The sequence below is a fragment of the Nocardia sp. NPDC059236 genome (assembly GCF_042754085.1).
In the GTDB taxonomy this organism is placed as follows: Bacteria; Actinomycetota; Actinomycetes; order Mycobacteriales; family Mycobacteriaceae; genus Nocardia.
The window spans coordinates 146,373-165,463 of record NZ_JBHZAF010000018.1 but is presented as its reverse complement, the minus strand read 5'-3'; the positions used below and the strand labels follow the sequence as shown (position 1 = coordinate 165,463).

The 19,091-nt window shown below is 70.3% G+C and carries 14 protein-coding genes; 6 read left to right on the top strand and 8 right to left on the bottom strand.

Annotated features, from left to right (window positions below; all coding sequences use genetic code 11):
- Window positions 1–131: 131 nt before the first annotated feature.
- Window positions 132–1,472, bottom strand: a complete 1,341-nt coding sequence (gene lat, locus ACFXIV_RS36260) for an L-lysine 6-transaminase (RefSeq protein ID WP_379394909.1) — start codon at window positions 1,470–1,472, stop codon at window positions 132–134.
- 101 nt (window positions 1,473–1,573) lie between these two features.
- Window positions 1,574–2,026 carry an Lrp/AsnC family transcriptional regulator gene (locus ACFXIV_RS36255; protein ID WP_040855781.1) on the bottom strand — a complete coding sequence of 151 codons (453 nt, stop codon included), beginning with the start codon at window positions 2,024–2,026 and terminating at the stop codon, window positions 1,574–1,576.
- Between the two features lie 58 nt (window positions 2,027–2,084).
- Between ACFXIV_RS36255 and ACFXIV_RS36250 the strand changes: the two genes are divergently transcribed.
- On the top strand, window positions 2,085–3,614 hold the full coding sequence (locus ACFXIV_RS36250; protein ID WP_379394907.1) for an aldehyde dehydrogenase family protein: 1,530 nt from the start codon (window positions 2,085–2,087) through the stop codon (window positions 3,612–3,614).
- A gap of 28 nt (window positions 3,615–3,642) precedes the next feature.
- Here the strand turns inward: ACFXIV_RS36250 and ACFXIV_RS36245 are convergent, their stop codons facing one another.
- Window positions 3,643–4,503 (bottom strand): SDR family oxidoreductase, encoded by an 861-nt coding sequence (locus tag ACFXIV_RS36245; protein ID WP_379394905.1) that lies wholly within the window; start codon window positions 4,501–4,503, stop codon window positions 3,643–3,645.
- On the bottom strand, window positions 4,500–5,459 hold the full coding sequence (locus tag ACFXIV_RS36240; RefSeq protein ID WP_379394903.1) for a patatin-like phospholipase family protein: 960 nt from the start codon (window positions 5,457–5,459) through the stop codon (window positions 4,500–4,502). The genes ACFXIV_RS36245 and ACFXIV_RS36240 overlap by 4 nt, the downstream gene beginning before the upstream one ends.
- 69 nt (window positions 5,460–5,528) lie before the next feature.
- Here ACFXIV_RS36240 and ACFXIV_RS36235 point away from each other — a divergent pair, with 69 nt between their 5' ends.
- Entirely contained in the window at window positions 5,529–6,137 is a 609-nt protein-coding gene (locus tag ACFXIV_RS36235; RefSeq protein ID WP_379394901.1) for a TetR/AcrR family transcriptional regulator, read from the top strand.
- Between the two features lie 4 nt (window positions 6,138–6,141).
- Here the strand turns inward: ACFXIV_RS36235 and ACFXIV_RS36230 are convergent, their stop codons facing one another.
- A complete protein-coding gene (locus ACFXIV_RS36230) occupies window positions 6,142–6,687 on the bottom strand; it encodes a histidine phosphatase family protein (RefSeq protein ID WP_379394899.1) in 546 nt (181 codons plus the stop codon).
- Between the two features lie 109 nt (window positions 6,688–6,796).
- Here ACFXIV_RS36230 and ACFXIV_RS36225 point away from each other — a divergent pair, with 109 nt between their 5' ends.
- From ACFXIV_RS36225 to ACFXIV_RS36215, 3 genes are all read left to right on the top strand, one after another.
- The gene (locus ACFXIV_RS36225; RefSeq protein WP_379394897.1) at window positions 6,797–11,644 is read left to right on the top strand and encodes an ATP-dependent helicase; all 4,848 of its coding nucleotides are present in this window, start codon (window positions 6,797–6,799) and stop codon (window positions 11,642–11,644) included.
- 6 nt (window positions 11,645–11,650) lie between these two features.
- A complete protein-coding gene (locus ACFXIV_RS36220; RefSeq protein ID WP_379394895.1) occupies window positions 11,651–12,418 on the top strand; it encodes an Fpg/Nei family DNA glycosylase in 768 nt (255 codons plus the stop codon).
- A gap of 104 nt (window positions 12,419–12,522) precedes the next feature.
- Entirely contained in the window at window positions 12,523–13,161 is a 639-nt protein-coding gene (locus ACFXIV_RS36215) for an NADPH-dependent F420 reductase (protein ID WP_379394893.1), read from the top strand.
- Here the strand turns inward: ACFXIV_RS36215 and glpD are convergent.
- On the bottom strand, window positions 13,143–14,879 hold the full coding sequence (glpD, locus tag ACFXIV_RS36210; RefSeq protein ID WP_379394891.1) for a glycerol-3-phosphate dehydrogenase: 1,737 nt from the start codon (window positions 14,877–14,879) through the stop codon (window positions 13,143–13,145). The genes ACFXIV_RS36215 and glpD overlap by 19 nt on opposite strands.
- A gap of 82 nt (window positions 14,880–14,961) precedes the next feature.
- Here glpD and glpK point away from each other — a divergent pair, with 82 nt between their 5' ends.
- Complete coding sequence (glpK, locus tag ACFXIV_RS36205) at window positions 14,962–16,458, top strand: glycerol kinase GlpK (RefSeq protein ID WP_379394889.1); 1,497 nt, start codon at window positions 14,962–14,964, stop codon at window positions 16,456–16,458.
- Between the two features lie 26 nt (window positions 16,459–16,484).
- On the opposite strand, the gene ACFXIV_RS36200 is transcribed toward glpK, so the two are convergent.
- Window positions 16,485–17,666 (bottom strand): PLP-dependent aminotransferase family protein, encoded by a 1,182-nt coding sequence (locus ACFXIV_RS36200; protein WP_379394887.1) that lies wholly within the window; start codon window positions 17,664–17,666, stop codon window positions 16,485–16,487.
- 153 nt (window positions 17,667–17,819) lie between these two features.
- Window positions 17,820–19,004 carry a hypothetical protein gene (locus tag ACFXIV_RS36195; protein ID WP_379394885.1) on the bottom strand — a complete coding sequence of 395 codons (1,185 nt, stop codon included), beginning with the start codon at window positions 19,002–19,004 and terminating at the stop codon, window positions 17,820–17,822.
- Window positions 19,005–19,091: the final 87 nt, after the last annotated feature.

Below are 19,091 nucleotides of genomic sequence, written 5' to 3'. Positions count from 1 at the left end.
CGTCGAATATTAGGCGGCGACATGGAGGTTCGCGGCGCGATCACGGAGTGTCGCTCCGCGCCACGCGTTTCGGGCAAAAGCGACTATTCAGCAAACGCGGGCAACTCGGACCCAACCGGTCGGGTTGCGGCTCAGGCCAATACGCGTCCGAGGCCGTCCACGGCCTCGTCCAGCTCCGCCTCGGTTACCGTCAGCGGCGGCCGGAAACGAATGCCACGCTCGCCGGTGCCGAGGATCAGGATGTGCTCCTGCTCGCGCAGCCGGTTCACCACCTCGTTGCGCAGCTCCGGGGTCGCCAGGGTGATGGCGCACATCAGGCCGCGGCCGCGCGGATCGGTGACTTCCGCATGGGCCGTGGACAATTCGGTCAGCCGGGTGAGCAGGTACGGCCCCAGCTCCCGGGCTCGGCCCACCAGATCCTCGTGCTCCATCACCTCGAAAACCCGCCGGGCCCTGACCATGTCGGCCAGATTGCCGCCCCAGGTGGAGTTCAGGCGCGAGCTGACATGGAAGACATTGTCGGGCACCTCGTCCACCCGGCCGCCCGCCATGATGCCGCAGACCTGGGTCTTCTTGCCGAAGGCCACGACATCCGGCTCGAGGCCGAGCTGCTGGTAGGCCCACACGCTGCCGGTCATGCCGACGCCGGTCTGCACCTCGTCGAGGATGAACAGCGCGTCGTGCTCGTGGCACAGCTGCTGCATCGCACGCAGGAACTCCGGGCGCAGATGCCGGTCGCCGCCCTCTCCCTGAATCGGCTCGGCAATGAAACACGCTATGTCGTAGGGGTTTTCGGCGAAGGCGCGGCGGGCCTGGTCGAGCGCGTGTCGCTCGGCGGCCTCGACGTCGGGATGATCGGGTCCGACATACGGGGTGTCGATGCGGGGCCAGTCGAACTTGGGGAAGCGCGCGGTCTTGACCGGGTCGGTGTTGGTGAGCGAGAGCGTGTAGCCGGTGCGGCCGTGGAAGGCTCCGGTCAGGTGCAGCACCTTGGTGCCGAGTTCGCCTGGGCGCCCGTGTATTTCGTTGTGGCGCGACTTCCAGTCGAAGGCGGTCTTGAGGGCGTTCTCGACGGCGGGGCCGCCGCCGTCGATGAAGAACAGGTGCGGCAGTCGCGGATCACCGAGCACGCGCACGAAAGTGTCCACGAAGCGCGCCATTTCGACGGTGTAGACGTCGGAGTTGCTGGGCTTGTTGAGCGCGGCCGTGCTGAGGCCGGCCAGAAAGGGCTTGTCACCCAGCAGGGCGGGGTGGTTCATGCCCAGCGTCGAGGACGCGAAGAAGCCGAACATGTCGAGGTACGCGGTGCCGTCGCGGGCGTCCACGAGCCGGCGGCCCCTGGACTCGCGCAGGTCCAGTACCAGGTCGAAGCCGTCGGCGAGAATGCTCCCGGCGAGGATCTCATGCACCCGGGCGGGGGTGACAAGGGTGGTTTCGGCGGCCGCCCCGAGCCGATCGAGTTCGAGGGTCACGCCACCCAGCGTAAATGAACTTTTACGGCTATGCCCGTAAGTTCCGGAATAATTACGCCCGTGACCGGCGCGAAACCTGAAGGTCTGCGGCGGCCGCGACCTTACTTGTCATAGAATGTCTGCAAAATGATGGTGCTTCTCGTCCGGACGTTGGCCGTCGCTCGGATCTCCTGCAGCAGCTGCTCCAAGTGCCTGGGCGAGGCCACCCGCACCATGAGCATGTAGCTCTCATCGCCGGCGACCGAGTGACACGCTTCGATACCCGGAATGTGCTGGAGCAGTGCGGGTGCGTCATCAGGTTGAGACGGGTCGAGAGGAGTTATCGCGACGAAAGCCGACAGCATCTGGCCCAGCGCCTCGGGATCGACATTCGCCGTGTAGCCGCGAATCACGCCCCGCGCCTCGAGCCGCCGCACCCGCGACTGCACCGCGGACACCGAAAGGTTGGCCTTCTCCGCCAGATTGGACAGGGTGGCGCGACCATCGGCAATCAGCTCACGGATCAGCAGTCGATCGATGTCGTCGAGTACAAGTTTCGCCGGTGTATCCGCCATCAGCGAAGGCTAACGCAGCGAACCGAACTCGGTGCCGGAACCCAACCTGGAGCATGTAATGAGTCACGCACTGTCAGACGGGGTGACCCGTGAGCTCCGTGAGCAAACGGAGAAGTTGCTGCAACGCCTCGGTGTCGAAACACCCCAACCGGGTGAACTCTCGGCCCGCACCCCGATCACCGGCGACGAGCTGATCACCCTGCGCGCGAGCGATTCCGCCTCGGTCGACGCCGCCATCGCCCGCGCCGAGACCGCCTTCCACAGCTGGCGCACGGTACCGGCGCCGCAGCGGGCCGCGGTGGTGCGGCGGCTGGCGGCGCTGCTCACCGCGCACCGGGACGAGCTGGGCGAACTGGTCACCGTGGAGGCGGGCAAGATCGGCGCGGAGGCGCGCGGCGAGGTCCAGGAGATGATCGATATCTGCGAGTTCGCCATCGGGCTGTCGCGGCAGCTGTACGGGCGGACCATGCCGTCGGAGCGGCCCGGGCACCGGCTCATGGAGACGTGGCACCCACTCGGGGTGGTCGGGGTCATCTCGGCGTTCAACTTCCCGGTCGCGGTGTGGGCCTGGAATACCGCGGTCGCGCTGGTGTGCGGGGACACCGTGGTGTGGAAGCCGTCGGAGGCGACGCCGCTGACCGCGCTGGCCTGTCACACTCTGCTGCGCCGCGCGGCGCGGGAGGTGGGCGTGGATCCCGAAGTGCACCAGCTGATCCAGGGCCCGGCGGCGATCGGCGAGCAGCTCGTGGACGATCCGCGGGTGGCGCTGGTGAGCGCGACGGGGTCGGTGCGGATGGGGCGGCAGGTCGCGCCGCGGGTGGCGGCGCGGTTCGGTCGCTGTCTGCTGGAGCTGGGCGGCAACAACGCGGCGATCGTCACCCCCTCGGCGGATCTCGACCTGGCCACGCGGGGAATCGTTTTCGCGGCGGCGGGCACCGCGGGCCAGCGGTGCACGACGCTGCGGCGGCTGATCGTGCACGTGGATGTGGCCGGGCCGCTGCTGGATCGGATCTCGGCGGCGTATCGCCAACTGCGCGTGGGTAACCCGCTCGAGGAGGGCGTTCTCGTCGGGCCGCTCATCACCGAGCGGGCCTACGACGGCATGCGGGCGGCGCTGGAGCGCGCGCTGGCCGACGGTGGTGAATTGATCTGCGGTGGTGAGCGTATCGAGGGGCCGGGCGAGAACGCCTTCTACGTCCGGCCGGCGCTGGTGCGCATGCCCGCGCAGACCGAGGTGGTCCGGGAGGAGACCTTCGCGCCGATCCTGTACGCGCTCACCTACCACCGCCTGGACACCGCCATCGAGCTGCACAACGGTGTGCCGCAGGGACTTTCGTCGTCGATCTTCACCCGGGACCAGCGCGAGGCGGAACGGTTCCTGGCCGCCGACGGGTCGGATTGCGGTATCGCCAATGTCAATATCGGCACCTCGGGGGCCGAGATCGGCGGCGCGTTCGGCGGTGAGAAGCAGACGGGCGGTGGCCGGGAGTCCGGGTCGGACTCCTGGAAGGCGTACATGCGCCGGGCCACCAACACCGTCAACTACTCTGCCGAATTGCCTCTGGCGCAAGGCATTCGGTTCGAGTAGCACCCCTCGGCCTTCCCGCCGGACCCGCCTATGCCTCGGGCCTGTCTTCTTCGGCGGCGATCGCGCGCACCTGTTCCTCGTATCGGGCGCGCACCTGCTCGTCGGCCGGGTGCAGCGCCCGGTCGCCGTTGAAGAGCCTGCGCACCAGGCGGACCGCGGGCTCGGGCGCGGCGGCCAGCGCGACGTCGATGGGGCCCAGGTAGTTCGGGACGGCGACCTCGGCGCGGCGGGTGCGCACGGTGCCGAGCACGGCCTCGGCCACGTCCTCCGGGTCGACGGTCGGCATGCCACCGCCCAGCGCCAGGCCCGAGGACAGGCGGGTGCGCACGGCGGACGGCATGACGCAGCTGACGCTGACGCCGTGCGGCGCGAACTCCAGGCGCGTGGCGGCCGACAGGCCCACGGCGGCGAACTTGCTGGCGTTGTAAACGGCCAGGCCCGGGATCGGGATCTTGCCGGCCAGCGAGGCAACGTTCACCACGTGGCCGTGGCCGCGCTCGATCATGCCGGGGACGACGGCGCGCATGCCGTGGATGAGGCCCCAGACATTGACGTCCATGGTGGTGTGGCCCACCGCGTCCGGTTCGTCGAGGAAGGCGCCCGCGGGCATCACGCCCGCATTGTTGACCAGGATGTCGACCGGACCGAAGTCGGCGACGACCTTGTCCCACCGGGTCCGGTCGCGCACATCGAGCTCGAAAGCCCTGGCGTCCAGGGCGGCCGCGGCCGCCTGCGCGGCGGCGGTGTCCACATCGGCGATGGCGACCTGTGCACCCTTGCTCGCGAAGAGCTCGGCCGTGCACCGGCCGATGCCGCGGCCCGCACCGGTGATCAGCACCCGGGCGCCGGTCAATTCGATGGCGGGATAGCCGTTTCCGAAGATGCTCATCTGAACTCTCCCTGTTCGACCTGGCGGCGGGTGCTGCCCAGGCTGTGTTCGAAGGTGTCGAGACGGCGGCGGCCGTCCATGAAGTTGGGGCCCATGACCGCGAGATCCCCGGCCGTGGCGTCGATGCGCAGTACCCGCACGCCACTGGCGTGCAGCAGGGCGATCTCGGCATCGAGCTTCTGGCTCATGCGGTTTCGCAGTTGACGCTCCAGGAAGTGGCCCGGGCCGGTGACCGGCAGGCGGCCGGTGGAGGCCATCGGGGCGATCACCACGACCTCGTCGAGGCCGGCCGGGATGAGCAGGTCGGCGGACGCGGTGGAGGCCGCGCCGCCGTCGATGAACCGGCGGCCCGCGATCGGGACGGCCGGGAACCAGCCGGGCACCGCCCACGAAGCACGCAGGGCCGCACCGAGATTCGCGTCGGGGGCGGACGGGGAGCCGAAGGCCACCCGCTCGCCGCTGGCATTGTCCATGGCCACCAGCCAGGTCGCCGGGTGCTGGACCCAGTCCCGGCCGGGGTTCAGCCGCTCGGCCAGTCGCTGGAGCCAGGCCGCGTCGCCGCCCCCCTGCGGCAGCAGCCCACTGCCCGCGGTGAGCAGGGCGTGACCGTTTCCGGGACGGGCCAGCAGTTCCCGGACCGCGCGGCCGGGCGCGCCCAGGCGCGGACGCGGCAACGGCGGGAATCGTCCGGGCTCCGAGCGCATGTGGTCGGTGAGGATCGGGTTGGTGGCGGTGCCGCGCTGCATGGCGACCAGGTCGTCGACCCCGATGCCGCTGCCCAGCATGGTCAGCGCCTCCGCGCCAGCGGAGGTGCCGATCATGACGTCGGCGGTGCGCGGGTCCCAGTCGAGCACATCCTGTACCGCGGCCAGCGCGGCGACGATCCAGGCCATGCCGACCGTGCCGCCGCACCCGATGGCCAGGCCACGTCGCTGTGACCCGTTCCTGTTACTCATGGTTTCGCAGACTAGCAGTTTTCACATACCGTCGGTATCCCAAATCCTGGAGTACATAGAATCGTGGCCATGGCACGACTGACCAGGACCGAGAGCCAGGCGCGCACCCGCGCGGACCTGCTCGCCACCGCGCGCGAGATGTTCCTGACCGACGGGTATGCCAAGACCAGCCTGGAACGGGTCGCCGAGGAGGCCGGGTACTCCAAGGGCGCGGTCTACTCGAACTTCCGGACCAAATCCGCGCTCTGCCTCGAGGTGCTGGCGCTCATTCACGAGACCAAGTTCACCGAGCTGAGCGACCTGCTCGCCGGCGAGGACGACCTGGAGGCGCGGATGGCACGCTTCCAGAGCTGGGCCGAGCGCACACTCGGCGATGTCGGCTGGACCTTGCTGGAATTCGAGTTCGCCATCGTGGCCCGCGACGACGCGGATCTGCAGGCCGCGCTGGTCTCCAGCCTGAGCATGATGCGCGGCGCGGTCGCGGTTCAGCTGCAGGCGCTGGCCGACTCCATGTACCTGACCCTGCCCATGTCGGCGGAGGACGCCGCGACCACGCTGCTGAGTCTCGGCCTGGGCCTTGGCATTCAACGCGCCGTGGACCCCGGGATCTCGGCCCGCCTGATCACCGACGCCGTGCGGGCCATGCTGGCCGCCGCGCAGCGCATTCCGCAGCGCTAGCCGGTCACGAGCGGAAGTGGAGCGTCCATTCGCCCCGATAGTGCAGCCGGGTGACGCTGACGGGCGGAACATCGATGCGCCAGAAGGACTTTGCGGGCGCGTCGAGGGTGACCAGCAGCGCGGCGCGGATCACCGCGGGATGTGTGACGGCAACGGTGGGTTCGCCGTCGAGGGCGATATCGGCGAGCCATTCGCCGGTGCGCTCGATGACGTCGACCACCGCCTCGCCGCCGTGACCGCGGAAGCCCGGGTCGGTGAGCCAGAGATAGAGGTCTTCCTTGGGCACGGACATGAGTTCGCCACCGCGCCAGGCCCCGGCGTCGAGATCGCGTAGTCGATCGTCCTCGTCACCCGTGAGTCCCATGAGGGTGGCGGTTTCGATGGTGCGGCGCTCGGGGGCGGTGATCACCCGGGCGGCGGTCAGGCGGCCGCAGGCGGAGACCGCGCGGCGGCCCGCTTCCGTGAGGGGTTCGTCGACCGGGAATCGTGCTCTGCGCATCGCCTCGGTCATACCGTGACTGACCAGGTCGAGTCGGAGCACCTTCTGCACGGTCCGAAGCCTACGCGCGGGATCTGGAGGCGTATCGCGATGCCGCGTATGACGGGGTTGCCCCGACAGGTTGGCGGAGTCTGTCGGTGCGCGGGTGCAGACTGGGGCAATGCATCGGTTCTCACCCGCTACCAGAGAGTGGTTCGACGGTGCGTTCCCCGCGCCGACGGCCGCGCAACTCGGGGCGTGGGAATCGATCGCGGCCGGGCAGCACACGCTGGTGATCGCGCCCACCGGGTCGGGCAAGACGCTGTCGGCGTTCCTGTGGGCCATCGACCAGCTGGCCACCCGGGAACCGGCCGAGGGGCCGCGCAAGACATCGGTGCTCTATATCTCTCCGCTCAAGGCGCTGGCCGTGGATGTGGAGCGGAATCTGCGGGCGCCGCTGGTCGGGATCACGCAGACGGCCAAGCGTTTGGGTGTGGCAGCACCGGAGATTCGCGTGGGGGTGCGTTCCGGTGACACCAGCGCCGCGGATCGGCGCACCATGCAGCGCACCCCGCCGGACATTCTGATCACCACGCCGGAATCGCTGTTCCTCCTACTGACCTCGGCGGCGCGGGAGACGCTGAGCGGGGTGCACACCGTGATCGTGGACGAGGTGCACGCCATCGCGGGCTCGAAACGCGGTGCGCACCTGGCGCTTTCACTGGCGCGACTGGACCTGCTCACCGCACGTCCGGCACAGCGGATCGGGCTGTCGGCGACGGTGCGGCCGCCGGAGGAGGTGGGGCGGTTCCTGGTGGGGAGCGCGCCCATCACGATTGTCGCCCCGCCCGCGCCCAAGACCTTCGACCTGTCGGTGCGGGTGCCGGTGCCCGATATGACCGAACCCGATGCGGGCGCGGAGGATTCGGATCAGCCTGGCTCGATCTGGCCGCACGTGGACGAGGCCATCGTGGATCTGGTGCTCGAGCACCGGTCGTCGATCGTGTTCGCGAATTCGCGGCGGCTGTCGGAGCGGCTCACGGCGCGCCTGAACGAGGCGTACGCGGCGCGCATCGGCGAGACGGTGGACACCGAGCACGCGCCGCCCGCCCAACTGGGCGCGTCCACGGAGGTGATCCACGGCGCCACAACGCTTCTCGCGCGCGCCCATCACGGGTCGGTGAGCAAGGAGCAGCGGGCGCTCATCGAAGACGACCTCAAGAGTGGACGGCTACGCTGCGTGGTCGCCACCAGCAGCCTCGAACTCGGCATCGACATGGGTGCGGTCGAGTTGGTGGTGCAGGTGGAGGCGCCGCCCTCGGTGGCCTCCGGGTTGCAGCGGGTGGGCCGGGCCGGGCACCAGGTGGGTGAGATCTCGCGGGGCGTGATCTTCCCCAAGCACCGCACCGATGTCATCCACTGCGCGGTCGCGTCCCTGCGCATGACCGCCGGGCAGATCGAGCAACTCCAGGCCCCCGCCCACCCGCTCGACATCCTCGCCCAGCAGACCGTGGCGGCCTGTGCCCTGGAGCCGATCGACGCCGACGCCTGGTTCGACACCGTCCGCGGCACGGGAAGCTATGCGGCGCTGCCCCGTTCGGCCTACGAGTCGGTCCTGGACCTGCTGGCGGGACGCTACCCCTCCGACGAGTTCGCCGAACTCCGGCCGCGCATCGTCTGGGACCGCGACGCGGGCACCCTCACCGGCCGCCCCGGCGCGCAACGGCTGGCGGTGACCTCGGGCGGAGCGATTCCGGACCGCGGCCTGTTCCCGGTCTTCATGGTCGGCGAAAAAGCGTCCCGCGTCGGCGAACTGGACGAGGAGATGGTCTACGAGTCGCGGGTGGGTGATGTCTTCGCCCTGGGTGCGACGAGCTGGCGGATCGAGGAGATCACCTTCGATCGAGTGCTGGTGACACCCGCCTTCGGGCTCCCCGGGCGGCTTCCCTTCTGGCACGGCGATTCCCTGGGCCGCCCCGCCGAATTGGGCGCGGCGCTGGGTGAATTCGTGCGCCTCGCCGGACAGGCCGTCGAACAGCACCGTGCGGCCGGCCGAGGCACGGCCGAGCCCCCGGCGGCCGGACAGAAGGCAGCCGGGAAATCCAAGGGGCGGGCCCCCGTCGAATTGGCACAGGCCCTGGCCGAATTCGCCGCGGGTCACGATCCCGAAGCCAAGGCGGCGGACTCCCCGAAAGCCGCTGCTTCGAAAGCACGCGCCTCGAAAACCACCGGGCGCAAGCCCACACCGGAATCCGAACTCGAGCGGGTCTCCCGGACCGCGGGCCTGGACGAGAACGCGACCGGGAATCTGGTGGCGCTGCTCGCCGAACAGCGGGAGGCCACCGGGCAGCTGCCGACGGACAAGACGCTGGTGGTGGAGCGGTTCCGGGACGAGCTGGGCGACTGGCGGGTGGTGTTGCACTCGCCGTACGGGCTGCCCGTGCACGCGCCGTGGGCGCTGGCGGTCGCGGCCCGGCTGCGGGAGCGGTTCGGGGTGGATGCCGCGCCGACCCCGTCGGACGACGGGATCGTGGTGCGCCTGCCGGACACCACCGACGATCCGCCGGGGGCCGAGCTGTTCGTGTTCGAGACCGACGAGATCGACGATCTGGTGACCGAACAGGTCGGCGGGTCAGCGCTTTTCGCGTCGCGGTTCCGGGAGTGCGCGGCGCGGGCGCTGCTGCTGCCGCGCCGGGATCCGGGCAAACGCGCGCCGCTGTGGCAGCAGCGGCAGCGGGCGGCGCAGCTGCTGGACGTGGCGCGCAAGTTCCCCGAGTTCCCGATCCTGCTGGAGACCGTGCGGGAGTGCCTCCAGGACGTCTACGACCTGCCCTCGCTGCGGGACCTGCTGGGCCGGGTGGCGCGGCGGCAGATCCGGCTGGTCGAGGTGGAGACGGCCGCGCCGTCGCCGTTCGCGAATTCCCTGCTGTTCGACTACATCGGGCAGTTCATGTACGAGGGCGACAGCCCGCTGGCGGAGCGGCGGGCGGCGGCGCTGTCGCTGGATTCCAGCCTGCTGGCGGAGCTGCTGGGCCGGGTCGAGCTGCGGGAGTTGCTGGATGCCGGGGTGTTGGAGCAGACCGAGCGGGAATTGCAGCGGCTCACGCCCGAGCGGCAGGCGCGGGATCTGGAGGGGCTGGCCGATCTGCTGCGGCTGCTGGGCCCGCTGACGGCCGCGGAGGCGGCCGAGCGGTGCGTGGCGGAGCCGCGCGAGTGGTTCGCGGAGCTGGTGAAATCGCGCCGGGCGCTGGAGGTTTCCTTCGCGGGGTCGCAGTGGTGGGTGGCCATCGAGGACGCCTCGCGGCTGCGGGACGCGCTCGGCGTGCCGCTGCCCATCGGGGTCCCGGCGGCCTTCATCGAGCCGGTCGCCGATCCGCTGGGCGACCTGATCGGCCGCTACGCGCGCACGCACGGGCCGTTCACCCTGACGCAGGCGGCGCATCGTTTCGGGCTGGGCCCGGCCGTGGCGGCCACCGCGCTGCACCGCCTCGGGCTCGAGAAGCGGGTGGTGGAGGGCGAATTCACGCCCGGTGCGGCGGGCGCGGAGTGGTGTGACAGCGAGGTGCTGCGCCGCCTGCGCCGGCGCTCGCTGGCCGCCGCCCGCAAGGAGGTGGAACCGGTGGCGACCGCCGCGCTGGGCCGCTTCCTGCCGTCCTGGCAGCATGTCGGCTCCGGGGAGCTGCGCGGCGTGGACGGTGTCGCGGCCGTGGTGGAACAGCTTGCGGGCGTGCCGATTCCGGCCTCGGCGTGGGAATCGCTGATCCTGCCGCTGCGGGTGCGCGACTACTCCCCCGCCATGCTGGACGAGCTCATGGCCACCGGCGAGGTGATCTGGTCGGGGCACGGGTCGATCACCGCCAAGGACGGCTGGATCGCCCTGCATCCGGCCGAACAGGCGGGACTGACGCTGCCGCCGCCCGATGACATCGATCTCACCGACCGGCACATCGGGCTGCTGACGACCCTGGGGGCCACCGTGATCGGCGGCACCGTCGATGCGGCCGCACGGGTCGCGGGGGCGGAGGGCGAGGAGCCGGTCGGCACCACGCTGCCGAAGGGCGAATACCAGGTGGTCGCTGGCAATACCGGGGGCGCGTACTTCTTCCGGCAGCTGGTGGACAGCGCCGGTTCCGACGACGAGGCCACCGTGACGACCGCACTGTGGGATCTGGTGTGGGCCGGGCACATCGGCGGCGACACCTTCGCGCCCGTGCGCGCCCTGCTGGCGGGCACCACCCGCACCACCACCGCGCACCGGACGCCGCGCCGCGCCCCGCGCGGGCGAATGTACCTGCCGCGCACCGGAATGCCCGCCCGCACCGCCTCGCCACAGGTATCGGGCCGCTGGTCGCTGCTGCCGGAACGGGTGGCCGACACCACGATTCGCGCCCACGCCACCGCCGATGTACTGCTGGAGCGGTACGGCGTGCTGACCCGCGGCTCGGTGCAGAGCGAAGGCGTGCCGGGCGGGTTCGCGCTCATGTACCGGGTGCTCACCGAGTTCGAGGATCGCGGCCGCTGCCGTCGCGGATACTTCGTGGATTCGCTGGGCGGCGCGCAGTTCTCGACCACCGACGTGGTGGACCGCCTGCGCTCCTTCGACACCGATCGCACCCGCGCGGCGGGCGACGGATTCTCACCCGAGCCGGTCGGGATCGCGGTGGCCTTGGCGGCCTGCGATCCGGCGAATACGTACGGCGCGGCGCTCCCCTGGCCCAAGGCGGCGGCCGAGGGCGCGGGACACCGTCCCGGTCGCAAGGCGGGGGCGCTGGTGGTCCTGGTCGACGGCGAACTCGCGCTGTATCTGGAGCGCGGCGGCAAGACCCTGCTCACTTTCACCGAGGACCCGGCGGTGCGCACCGCCGCGGCCACCGCCCTGGCCGCCCTGGTCCACGACCGCCGGGTGGATTCCCTGGTCATCGACCGGGTGAACGGGGAATCGGTGCACGGCAACACCTTCGCCGGCTTCCTCACCGAGGCCGGTTTCGCGACGACCCCGAAGGGCTTCCGGCTACGGAGCCGCCCGTGAGCGCGCATGCCTGAGGGCGACGCGGTCTTTCTCACCGCCAACCGGCTCCGAAAAGCCCTGGCGGGCAAGGTGCTGACCCGCAGCGACTTCCGGGTGCCCAGATACGCGACGCTCGACCTGAGGGGCCGGGAGATCGAGAGCGTCGGGACCTACGGCAAGCACCTGTTCGTCCGCACCCCGGACCTGAGCATCCACACCCATCTCAAGATGGACGGGCTGTGGCGGGTCTATGCACCCGGACAACGGTGGACCAGACCGGGTTTCACCGCGCGCCTGATCCTGGCCACCGCGGACGCCGAAGCCGTCGGCTTCTCCCTCGGCCTGGTCGAAGTCCTGCGCCGCCCCGACGAACACACCGCGACCGACCATCTCGGCCCCGACCTGCTGGGCCCGGACTGGGATCCCGCCGAGGCGGTCCGCCGCCTGTCCGGCGACCCCGGCCGGCCCATCGGCCTGGCCCTGCTCGATCAGACCAACCTCGCCGGGATCGGCAATATCTACCGCAGCGAAATCTGTTTCCTCCGCCGCGTGCATCCCGCCACCCCGGTCGGCGAGATCGAGGACCTGGCCGCCCTGGTCGACGAGGCCCACCGTGTCCTGGTCGAGGCCGCCAACGAACCACCTTGGCGCGCACAGGCATACGGCCGCCAGCACCGCCCCTGCCCCCGCTGCGGCACGGCCCTGGTCGTCCATCTGCTCGGCGACGACACGAACGCGACCCGCGCCGAACGCGGCATCTACTTCTGCCCCCGCTGCCAGCCGCCCCACCGCTGACCGCTCTCGGCGGCAGGCCGTGGCGCGAAATTCACGCGACAGTCACAATTCGTCGCTGCCGAAATGCGTTCCCGGGCCCGGTTTCCGGGCCTAGGGTTGCGGGCATGAAAATCGCAATCCTGGGCACCGGGGCGGTCGGGCGGACGTTGTCGGCGCGGTTGGTGGAACTGGGACATGACGTGGTGATCGGGACCCGGGATGTCCAGGCCACGGAGGCGCGGGAGGAGGAGCCGTTTCCGGCGCCGCTGGCCACGGCGGCAGCGGCCGCGGCCGGGGCGGAAATGATCATCAACGCGACGGCGGGGCAGGCCAGTGTGGCCGCGCTGTCAGGCGCGGGGGCGGCGCATCTGGCGGGAAAGGTGGTGGTGGACATTTCGAATCCGCTGGACTTCTCGCTGGGATTTCCGCCGTTTCTCGCGATCTGCAACACCGATTCGGTCGGCGAGCAGGTGCAGCGGGCGTTTCCCGAGGCGCGAGTGGTGAAGACGCTCAATACCGTCACCGCCGAGGTGATGGTGCATCCGGAGCGGGTGGCGGGCGGCGACCACACGATCTTCGTCTCGGGTGACGACGCCGAGGCCAAGGAGACCGTGAGCGGCCTGCTACGCGAGTTCGGCTGGCGCGACATCATCGACCTGGGCGATATCACCACCGCCCGCGGCACCGAGATGATGCTCCCGCTGTGGGTGCGGCTCATGGGTGCACTGGGCACCACGGAGTTCAATTACAAGTTGGTGCGCTGAGCGTCCGCCACTTCCCGGCGCGCCTCCGGGGCCACCAGGCGCAGCGCGTCGGCGGAGGCGTCGTCGGGCTGGGTCTGGGAGTCGATCTCGGCCCGGACCCGGGCGGTGTAGATCGCCACCTCCCGCTCGATATCGGCCTCCGACCAGCCCAGCACCGGGGCCACCAGCCGCGCCACCTCGTCGGCGGAATCGACACCGCGGTGGGCGTATTCGATGGAGATGCGGGTGCGCCGGGCCATGATGTCGTCCAGGTGCAGGGCGGCCTCGGCGGCGGCCGCGTAGACGGCCTCCACCCGCAGGTAGCCGGGTGAGTCCGTGATCGGTTGCAGCAGATCGGGTTTGCCGTCGGCGAGGCCGAGCACCTCGTCGATGAGGGAGCCGTAGCGGTTGAGCAGATGCTGGATCCGGTACGGGTGGACGCCGTACTTCTCGGCCAGGTGCGGGGTCTGGTTCATCAGCGCGTGATAGCCGTCCGCGCCCAGCAGCGGCACCTTCTCGGTGATGGTGGGTGGCACCCGCTGCGGAATGTACTGTGCCGCTTCGTCGACCGCGTCGTAGGCCATGACCCGGTAGGTGGTGTACTTGCCGCCGGCGATCGCGACCAGGCCGGGGGCGATGCGGGCCACCGCGTGTTCGCGGGACAGCTTGGAGGTCTGGTCGCTCTCCCCCGCCAGCAGCGGCCGCAGGCCGGCGTAGACGCCCGTGATATCGGCGGGGGTGAGCGGCGTGACCAGCACCTTGTTGACGCGTTCGAGCAGGTAGTCGATGTCGGACCTGGTGGCGGCCGGGTGCGCGAGGTCGAGGTTCCAGTCGGTGTCGGTGGTGCCGATGATCCAGTGGTCGGTGTTCCAGGCGATGACGAAGAGCACGGACTTCTCGGTGCGCAGGATGAGCGAGGTATCGCTGGCGATGCGGTCGCGCGGCACCACGATGTGCACGCCCTTGGACGCGCGCACATGGAATCGGCCGCGTTGCTGTGCGAGCGCCTGGAGTTCGTCGGTCCACACGCCGGTGGCATTGATGACGACATTGCCGCGCACCTCGGTGGTGCGGCCGTCCTCGGTGTCACGCACCTTGATGCCGACCACCCGGTCCGCCTCCTTGAGGAAGCCGACCACCTGCGTGGAGGTGCGGATGACCGCGCCGTAGTGGGCGGCGGTGCGGGCCACGGTCATGGTGTGGCGGGCGTCGTCGACGACGGTGTCGTAGTAGTTCACCCCGCCGGTGAGGGCGTCGCGCTTCAGGCCGGGGGCCTGCCGCAGCGCGGCCGAGCGGGTCAGATGGTGCTGTCCGGGAACGGATTTCGCGCCGCCCATGGTGTCGTAGAGCACCAGGCCGGCGGTCACGTAGGGACGCTCCCAGCCGAGGTGGGTGAGCGGATAGAGGAATTTCAGCGGCTTCACCAGGTGCGGCGCCAGCGTGGACAGCGCCAGCTCCCGCTCCCTGAGCGCCTCACGGACCAGCCCGAATTCCATCATCTCCAGGTAGCGCAGACCGCCGTGGAACATCTTGGAGGAGCGACTGGAGGTACCGGAGGCCAGGTCGCGGGCCTCGACCAGGGCGACCTCCAGGCCCCGGGTGGCGGCGTCCAGCGCGATTCCGGCGCCGACCACGCCGCCGCCGATGACGATGACGTCGAAGGTGTCCTTGCCGAGCCGCCCCCAGGCAGCCTCACGCTGCTCGGGGCCGAGGAACTGCGATCGCGATTGATTCGTCATGCGAGTCTCCTCCGGGCTAATTTTCGGCTACCCAGCGCTACCGTAGCCCACAGTAGTAGGTCCGGTCGGTTAGCCTCGATCAATGCGTCGCTATGTGGCCGCCATCGATCAGGGCACGACGTCGAGTCGGTGCATCGTCTTCGATCATCAGGGCCGAATCGCCGGAGTCGCTCAGCGGGAACACGAACAGATCTTCCCGCGACCCGGATGGGTCGAACACGATCCCGAATCCATTTGGCGCAACACCGAATCGGTGATCGCCGAGGCATTGCGGAGTTGCGGCATCGGCGCCGCGGACGTGGTGGCCGCCGGCGTCACCAATCAGCGTGAGACCACCGTGGTCTGGGAACGCGCCACCGGCAAGCCCATCCACAACGCCATCGTCTGGCAGGACACCCGCACAGCCGACCTCACCGCGGAACTCGCCGGCGACCAGGGCCCCAACCGCTACGCCGACCGCACCGGCCTGCCGCTGTCCACCTATTTCGCCGGGCCGAAACTGCGCTGGATCCTCGACGCCGTGCCGGGCGCGCGGCTGCGCGCCGAGTCCGGGGAACTGTGCTTCGGCACCATGGACAGCTGGATCCTGTGGAACCTGACCGGCCTGCACATCACCGACGTCACCAATGCCTCGCGCACCATGCTGATGGATCTGCGCACGCTGCAATGGGATCCGCAGATCTGCGCCGAATTCGGCGTGCCCATGGCCATGCTGCCCGAAATCCGCAGCAGCTCCGAGGTTTACGCGCCCATCACCGTCGGCGCCCTCACCGGCGTCCCGGTGGCCGGCATTCTCGGCGACCAGCAGGCCGCCACCTTCGGCCAGGCCTGCCTGTCCCCCGGCGACACCAAGAACACCTACGGCACCGGCAATTTCATGCTCATGAACACCGGTACCACCCCGGTCTTCAGCGAGCACGGGCTGCTCACCACCGTCTGCTATCGGCTGGGCGATCAGCCCGCGGTCTATGCACTGGAGGGCTCGATCGCGGTCACCGGCTCGCTGGTGCAGTGGCTGCGCGACAATCTGGGCATCATCTCCGCCGCCGAGGAGATCGAACCGCTGGCCCGCACGGTCGCCGACAATGGCGGCGCGTATGTGGTTCCCGCCTTCTCCGGTCTGTTCGCCCCGCGCTGGCGGCCCGACGCGCGCGGCGTGGTGGCCGGCCTGACCCGCTTCGTCACCAAGGGTCACCTGGCCCGAGCCGTGTTGGAGGCCACCGCTTTCCAGACCCGTGAGGTCATCGACGCCATGCGCGCCGATGCCGACGCGCAGCGCCTGGATGTCGAGAAGGTCACCCTCAAGGTGGACGGCGGCATGGTGGTCAACGAACTGCTCATGCAGTTCCAGTCCGACATCCTCGACGCCACCGTGGTCCGGCCGGTCGTCACCGAGACCACCGCCCTGGGCGCCGCCTACGCGGCCGGTCTCGCGGTGGGCTACTGGTCCTCCACCGACGACATCCGCGCCAACTGGGCCGAGGACAAACGCTGGACCCCGGCCATGCCGGCCGCCGACCGCGACCACCTCATGGGCGAGTGGAACAAGGCGGTGGAACGCACCTACGACTGGGTGTGAGCACTACGCCCGACCGGGTGTGAGCACTACGCCGACGCGTGCGCCTTGGCCAGCCGGTCGACGGCTTCCGCGAGCGTCGCCTCGTCGGAGGTGGTGAAGCACAGCCGCATCGAGTGGGTGTAGTCCGTGGAGACGGCGAAGGCATTGCCGGGGACGTAGGCGACGCCCGCGTCGAGCGCCCGGGACAGCAGGGCGGTGGTGTCGGTGCCGTCGGTGAAGTCGACCCACACGAACATGCCGCCGGCGGCGTCGGTGCTGGAGACGCGGTCGCCGAAGCGGCCGCGCACGGCGTCGACGAGCGCCTTGGCGCGGGTGCCGTAGACCTGGCGGACCGAATCCACGTGGCCGGCAAGCCATTCGGTGTCGGCGAGCAGGTCCGCGGTGATCTGCTGGGTCAGCGCCGAACCGCACAGGTCCGCGCCCTGCTTGAGCAGCTCCACGGCGCGGCACACCGGGGCGGGGGCGATCATCCAGCCCGCGCGCAGCGTGGGGGCGAGGATCTTCGAGGCGCTGGAGAGGCGGATCACGTTGGGCGAGTAGGTCGCCACCGGCGCGGGCGAGGGCCGGTCGAACCAGAGCTCGCCGTACGGGTCGTCCTCGATGATCCAGAAGCCGTACTGCTCGGCCAGATTCGCCAGCTCGCGGCGGCGCTCGGGGCTCAGAGTGACCCCGCCCGGATTGTGGAAGTTGCTGACCGTGTGGACCACGGCCGGGCGCTCCCCCGCCGCCAGCAGCTCGCGCAGGGCGTCCAGGCGCATGCCCTCGGAGTCCAGGGGCACGGCCACGATGCGCGCCCCGGCGGCCCGGAAGACCTGCAGCGCACCGACATACGCGGGATCCTCCACCACGACCAGCGCGCCCGGGTCCAGCAGCACCTCCGACAGCAGCGACAGCGCCTGCTGCGAGCCGTGGGTCACGAAGATCTCCTCGACCGGGACCGCGCGGCCCAGCCGGCCGGACTCGCGGGCGGCCAGCACCTCGCGCAGCGGGCCCCAGCCCGGGGACTCGGTGTACTGGAGCCGGGAGCGGTCGGACAGCGCCGCGTCGGCGGCTACCGCGATGCGGTCGCGGGGCATGAGTTCGGCGTCCGGCAAACCTCCGGCCAAGCTGATGATGTCCGCGCGCGAGGTGAGCTTGAGCAGGTCACGAATCGCCGAGCTCTGCAGGCCGTCGAGACGCCGCGCGAGGGGCGGGAAGGTCGCGGACATGGAAACACCTCCGAAGGCGATGCCGGGGTATGCGAAATTCCACCATGTCACACGGCTACCAGGATATGAAATCCCATTCCCGAATCATGGGACGATAGGTCCACTTCGGCGCCGGTGGACCGGCCCCGGCTTCCACCAGACGCCCAGGTCCGGCTACTCGATCGACATGATCAGGTGTTTACCGTCACGCACCGTGGTCATGATGTGCTCGGTGTAGACATCGGTGGTGCCGTCCGCGTGATGCTCGGTGATGTCCACGTCGTAGGACTCCGGGCCGGCCTCGACGATCTTCAGGCAGTAGGTGGTGCCCGGCTTGAGCAGATCGATGCCCTTGTGCTGGATGACGTCGGCCGGCTGGACCGTCGTCGCCTCCGGCACCACGAATGTGCGCGCCTTCGCGCCGTTGCGGTCCACGTAGAAGGCGTGCTCGAAGCCGAGAATCGCGTCGACACCGCTGCCGGTGCCGCCCGCGCCGTTGCCGATGGTCAGCTTGCCGTCCTGCTTGGCCGGGCAGCTCAGCGCGGCGTCGGTCGCGGTGGGCGCGGCCGCGCCGGTGGTGGTGGCCCCGCCGGCCGCCGTGTCGTCCTTGCCGCGGGTGACCGCGAAGACCGCGGCGCCGGCCACCGCCAGCACCAGCACCGCCGCGCCCGCGATCAGGCCGATCCGGCGCCACGGCGGGCCCTCGGACTCCGGCTTGCGCTCCGGCACAGGGGTTTTCGGCGCCAGCGCCTTGACGATCGGATCGTCCGCCCAGGACAGCGATTCCCCTTGGGCCGCAGCCGATTCCGATGGCGGCGCGGGCGGGAAGCCGCTGGGCGCGGAGCGCCACCAGGAATCCGCGGGCCCGTCCGGCTCGGAGGTCTCGTCACCGCCCGCCGAATTCCGTTCGGCGGCCGACGGATCAGCGGCGCGGGGCGTCGCCGCGTCCGCGGCTGCCGATTGCGACCCGCCAGGCGGGATTCTCACGGTCTGTTCGACATCGGCGGTACTCGCCTGCCCGGCGCCGTCCACGGCCGGATACTGGCCCGTGGACATTCCGGTGACGGGCGGGTACTGACCGGTGACCGGCTGCCACGCGTCGGGCGCGCGAAACTGCGGCGGCGCGCCCGCGGGCCGCCAGGACAGATCGGGACTCTGCGGAGCGGGCGCGGGACTCCAGCCCGGGGCGGCGGCGGTGGGCGCGGGACCGAAGTCGTTCAGCGACGGCCCGAAATCATTGAGTGACGGCCCGAAATCATTGAGCGAGGGCCCGAACCCGGAATCCGGCGGACCGGCCGATTCCGGCTGCCGGCCCTCGGATACCTGACGGTCGGCGGATTCGTCCTTGCCCGAAGCCATCACCCGTCCTTTCGCCACAGACACGTGGGGCGGTCGCTCCCGACCGCCCCACGCGACAACACTGCTCCCGCCGGCACCTTATCCGGT

Bases quoted from the DNA above. Each gene is read 5' to 3' on its own strand.
- ACFXIV_RS36255 (WP_040855781.1), bottom strand. From the start codon at position 2,026: ATGGCGGATACACCGGCGAAACTTGTACTCGACGACATCGATCGACTG.
- ACFXIV_RS36250 (WP_379394907.1), top strand. From the start codon at position 2,085: ATGAGTCACGCACTGTCAGACGGGGTGACCCGTGAGCTCCGTGAGCAA.
- ACFXIV_RS36245 (WP_379394905.1), bottom strand. From the start codon at position 4,503: ATGAGCATCTTCGGAAACGGCTATCCCGCCATCGAATTGACCGGCGCC.
- ACFXIV_RS36240 (WP_379394903.1), bottom strand. From the start codon at position 5,459: ATGAGTAACAGGAACGGGTCACAGCGACGTGGCCTGGCCATCGGGTGC.
- ACFXIV_RS36235 (WP_379394901.1), top strand. From the start codon at position 5,529: ATGGCACGACTGACCAGGACCGAGAGCCAGGCGCGCACCCGCGCGGAC.
- ACFXIV_RS36225 (WP_379394897.1), top strand. From the start codon at position 6,797: ATGCATCGGTTCTCACCCGCTACCAGAGAGTGGTTCGACGGTGCGTTC.
- ACFXIV_RS36220 (WP_379394895.1), top strand. From the start codon at position 11,651: ATGCCTGAGGGCGACGCGGTCTTTCTCACCGCCAACCGGCTCCGAAAA.
- ACFXIV_RS36215 (WP_379394893.1), top strand. From the start codon at position 12,523: ATGAAAATCGCAATCCTGGGCACCGGGGCGGTCGGGCGGACGTTGTCG.
- glpD (WP_379394891.1), bottom strand. From the start codon at position 14,879: ATGACGAATCAATCGCGATCGCAGTTCCTCGGCCCCGAGCAGCGTGAG.
- glpK (WP_379394889.1), top strand. From the start codon at position 14,962: ATGCGTCGCTATGTGGCCGCCATCGATCAGGGCACGACGTCGAGTCGG.
- ACFXIV_RS36200 (WP_379394887.1), bottom strand. From the start codon at position 17,666: ATGTCCGCGACCTTCCCGCCCCTCGCGCGGCGTCTCGACGGCCTGCAG.
- ACFXIV_RS36195 (WP_379394885.1), bottom strand. From the start codon at position 19,004: ATGGCTTCGGGCAAGGACGAATCCGCCGACCGTCAGGTATCCGAGGGC.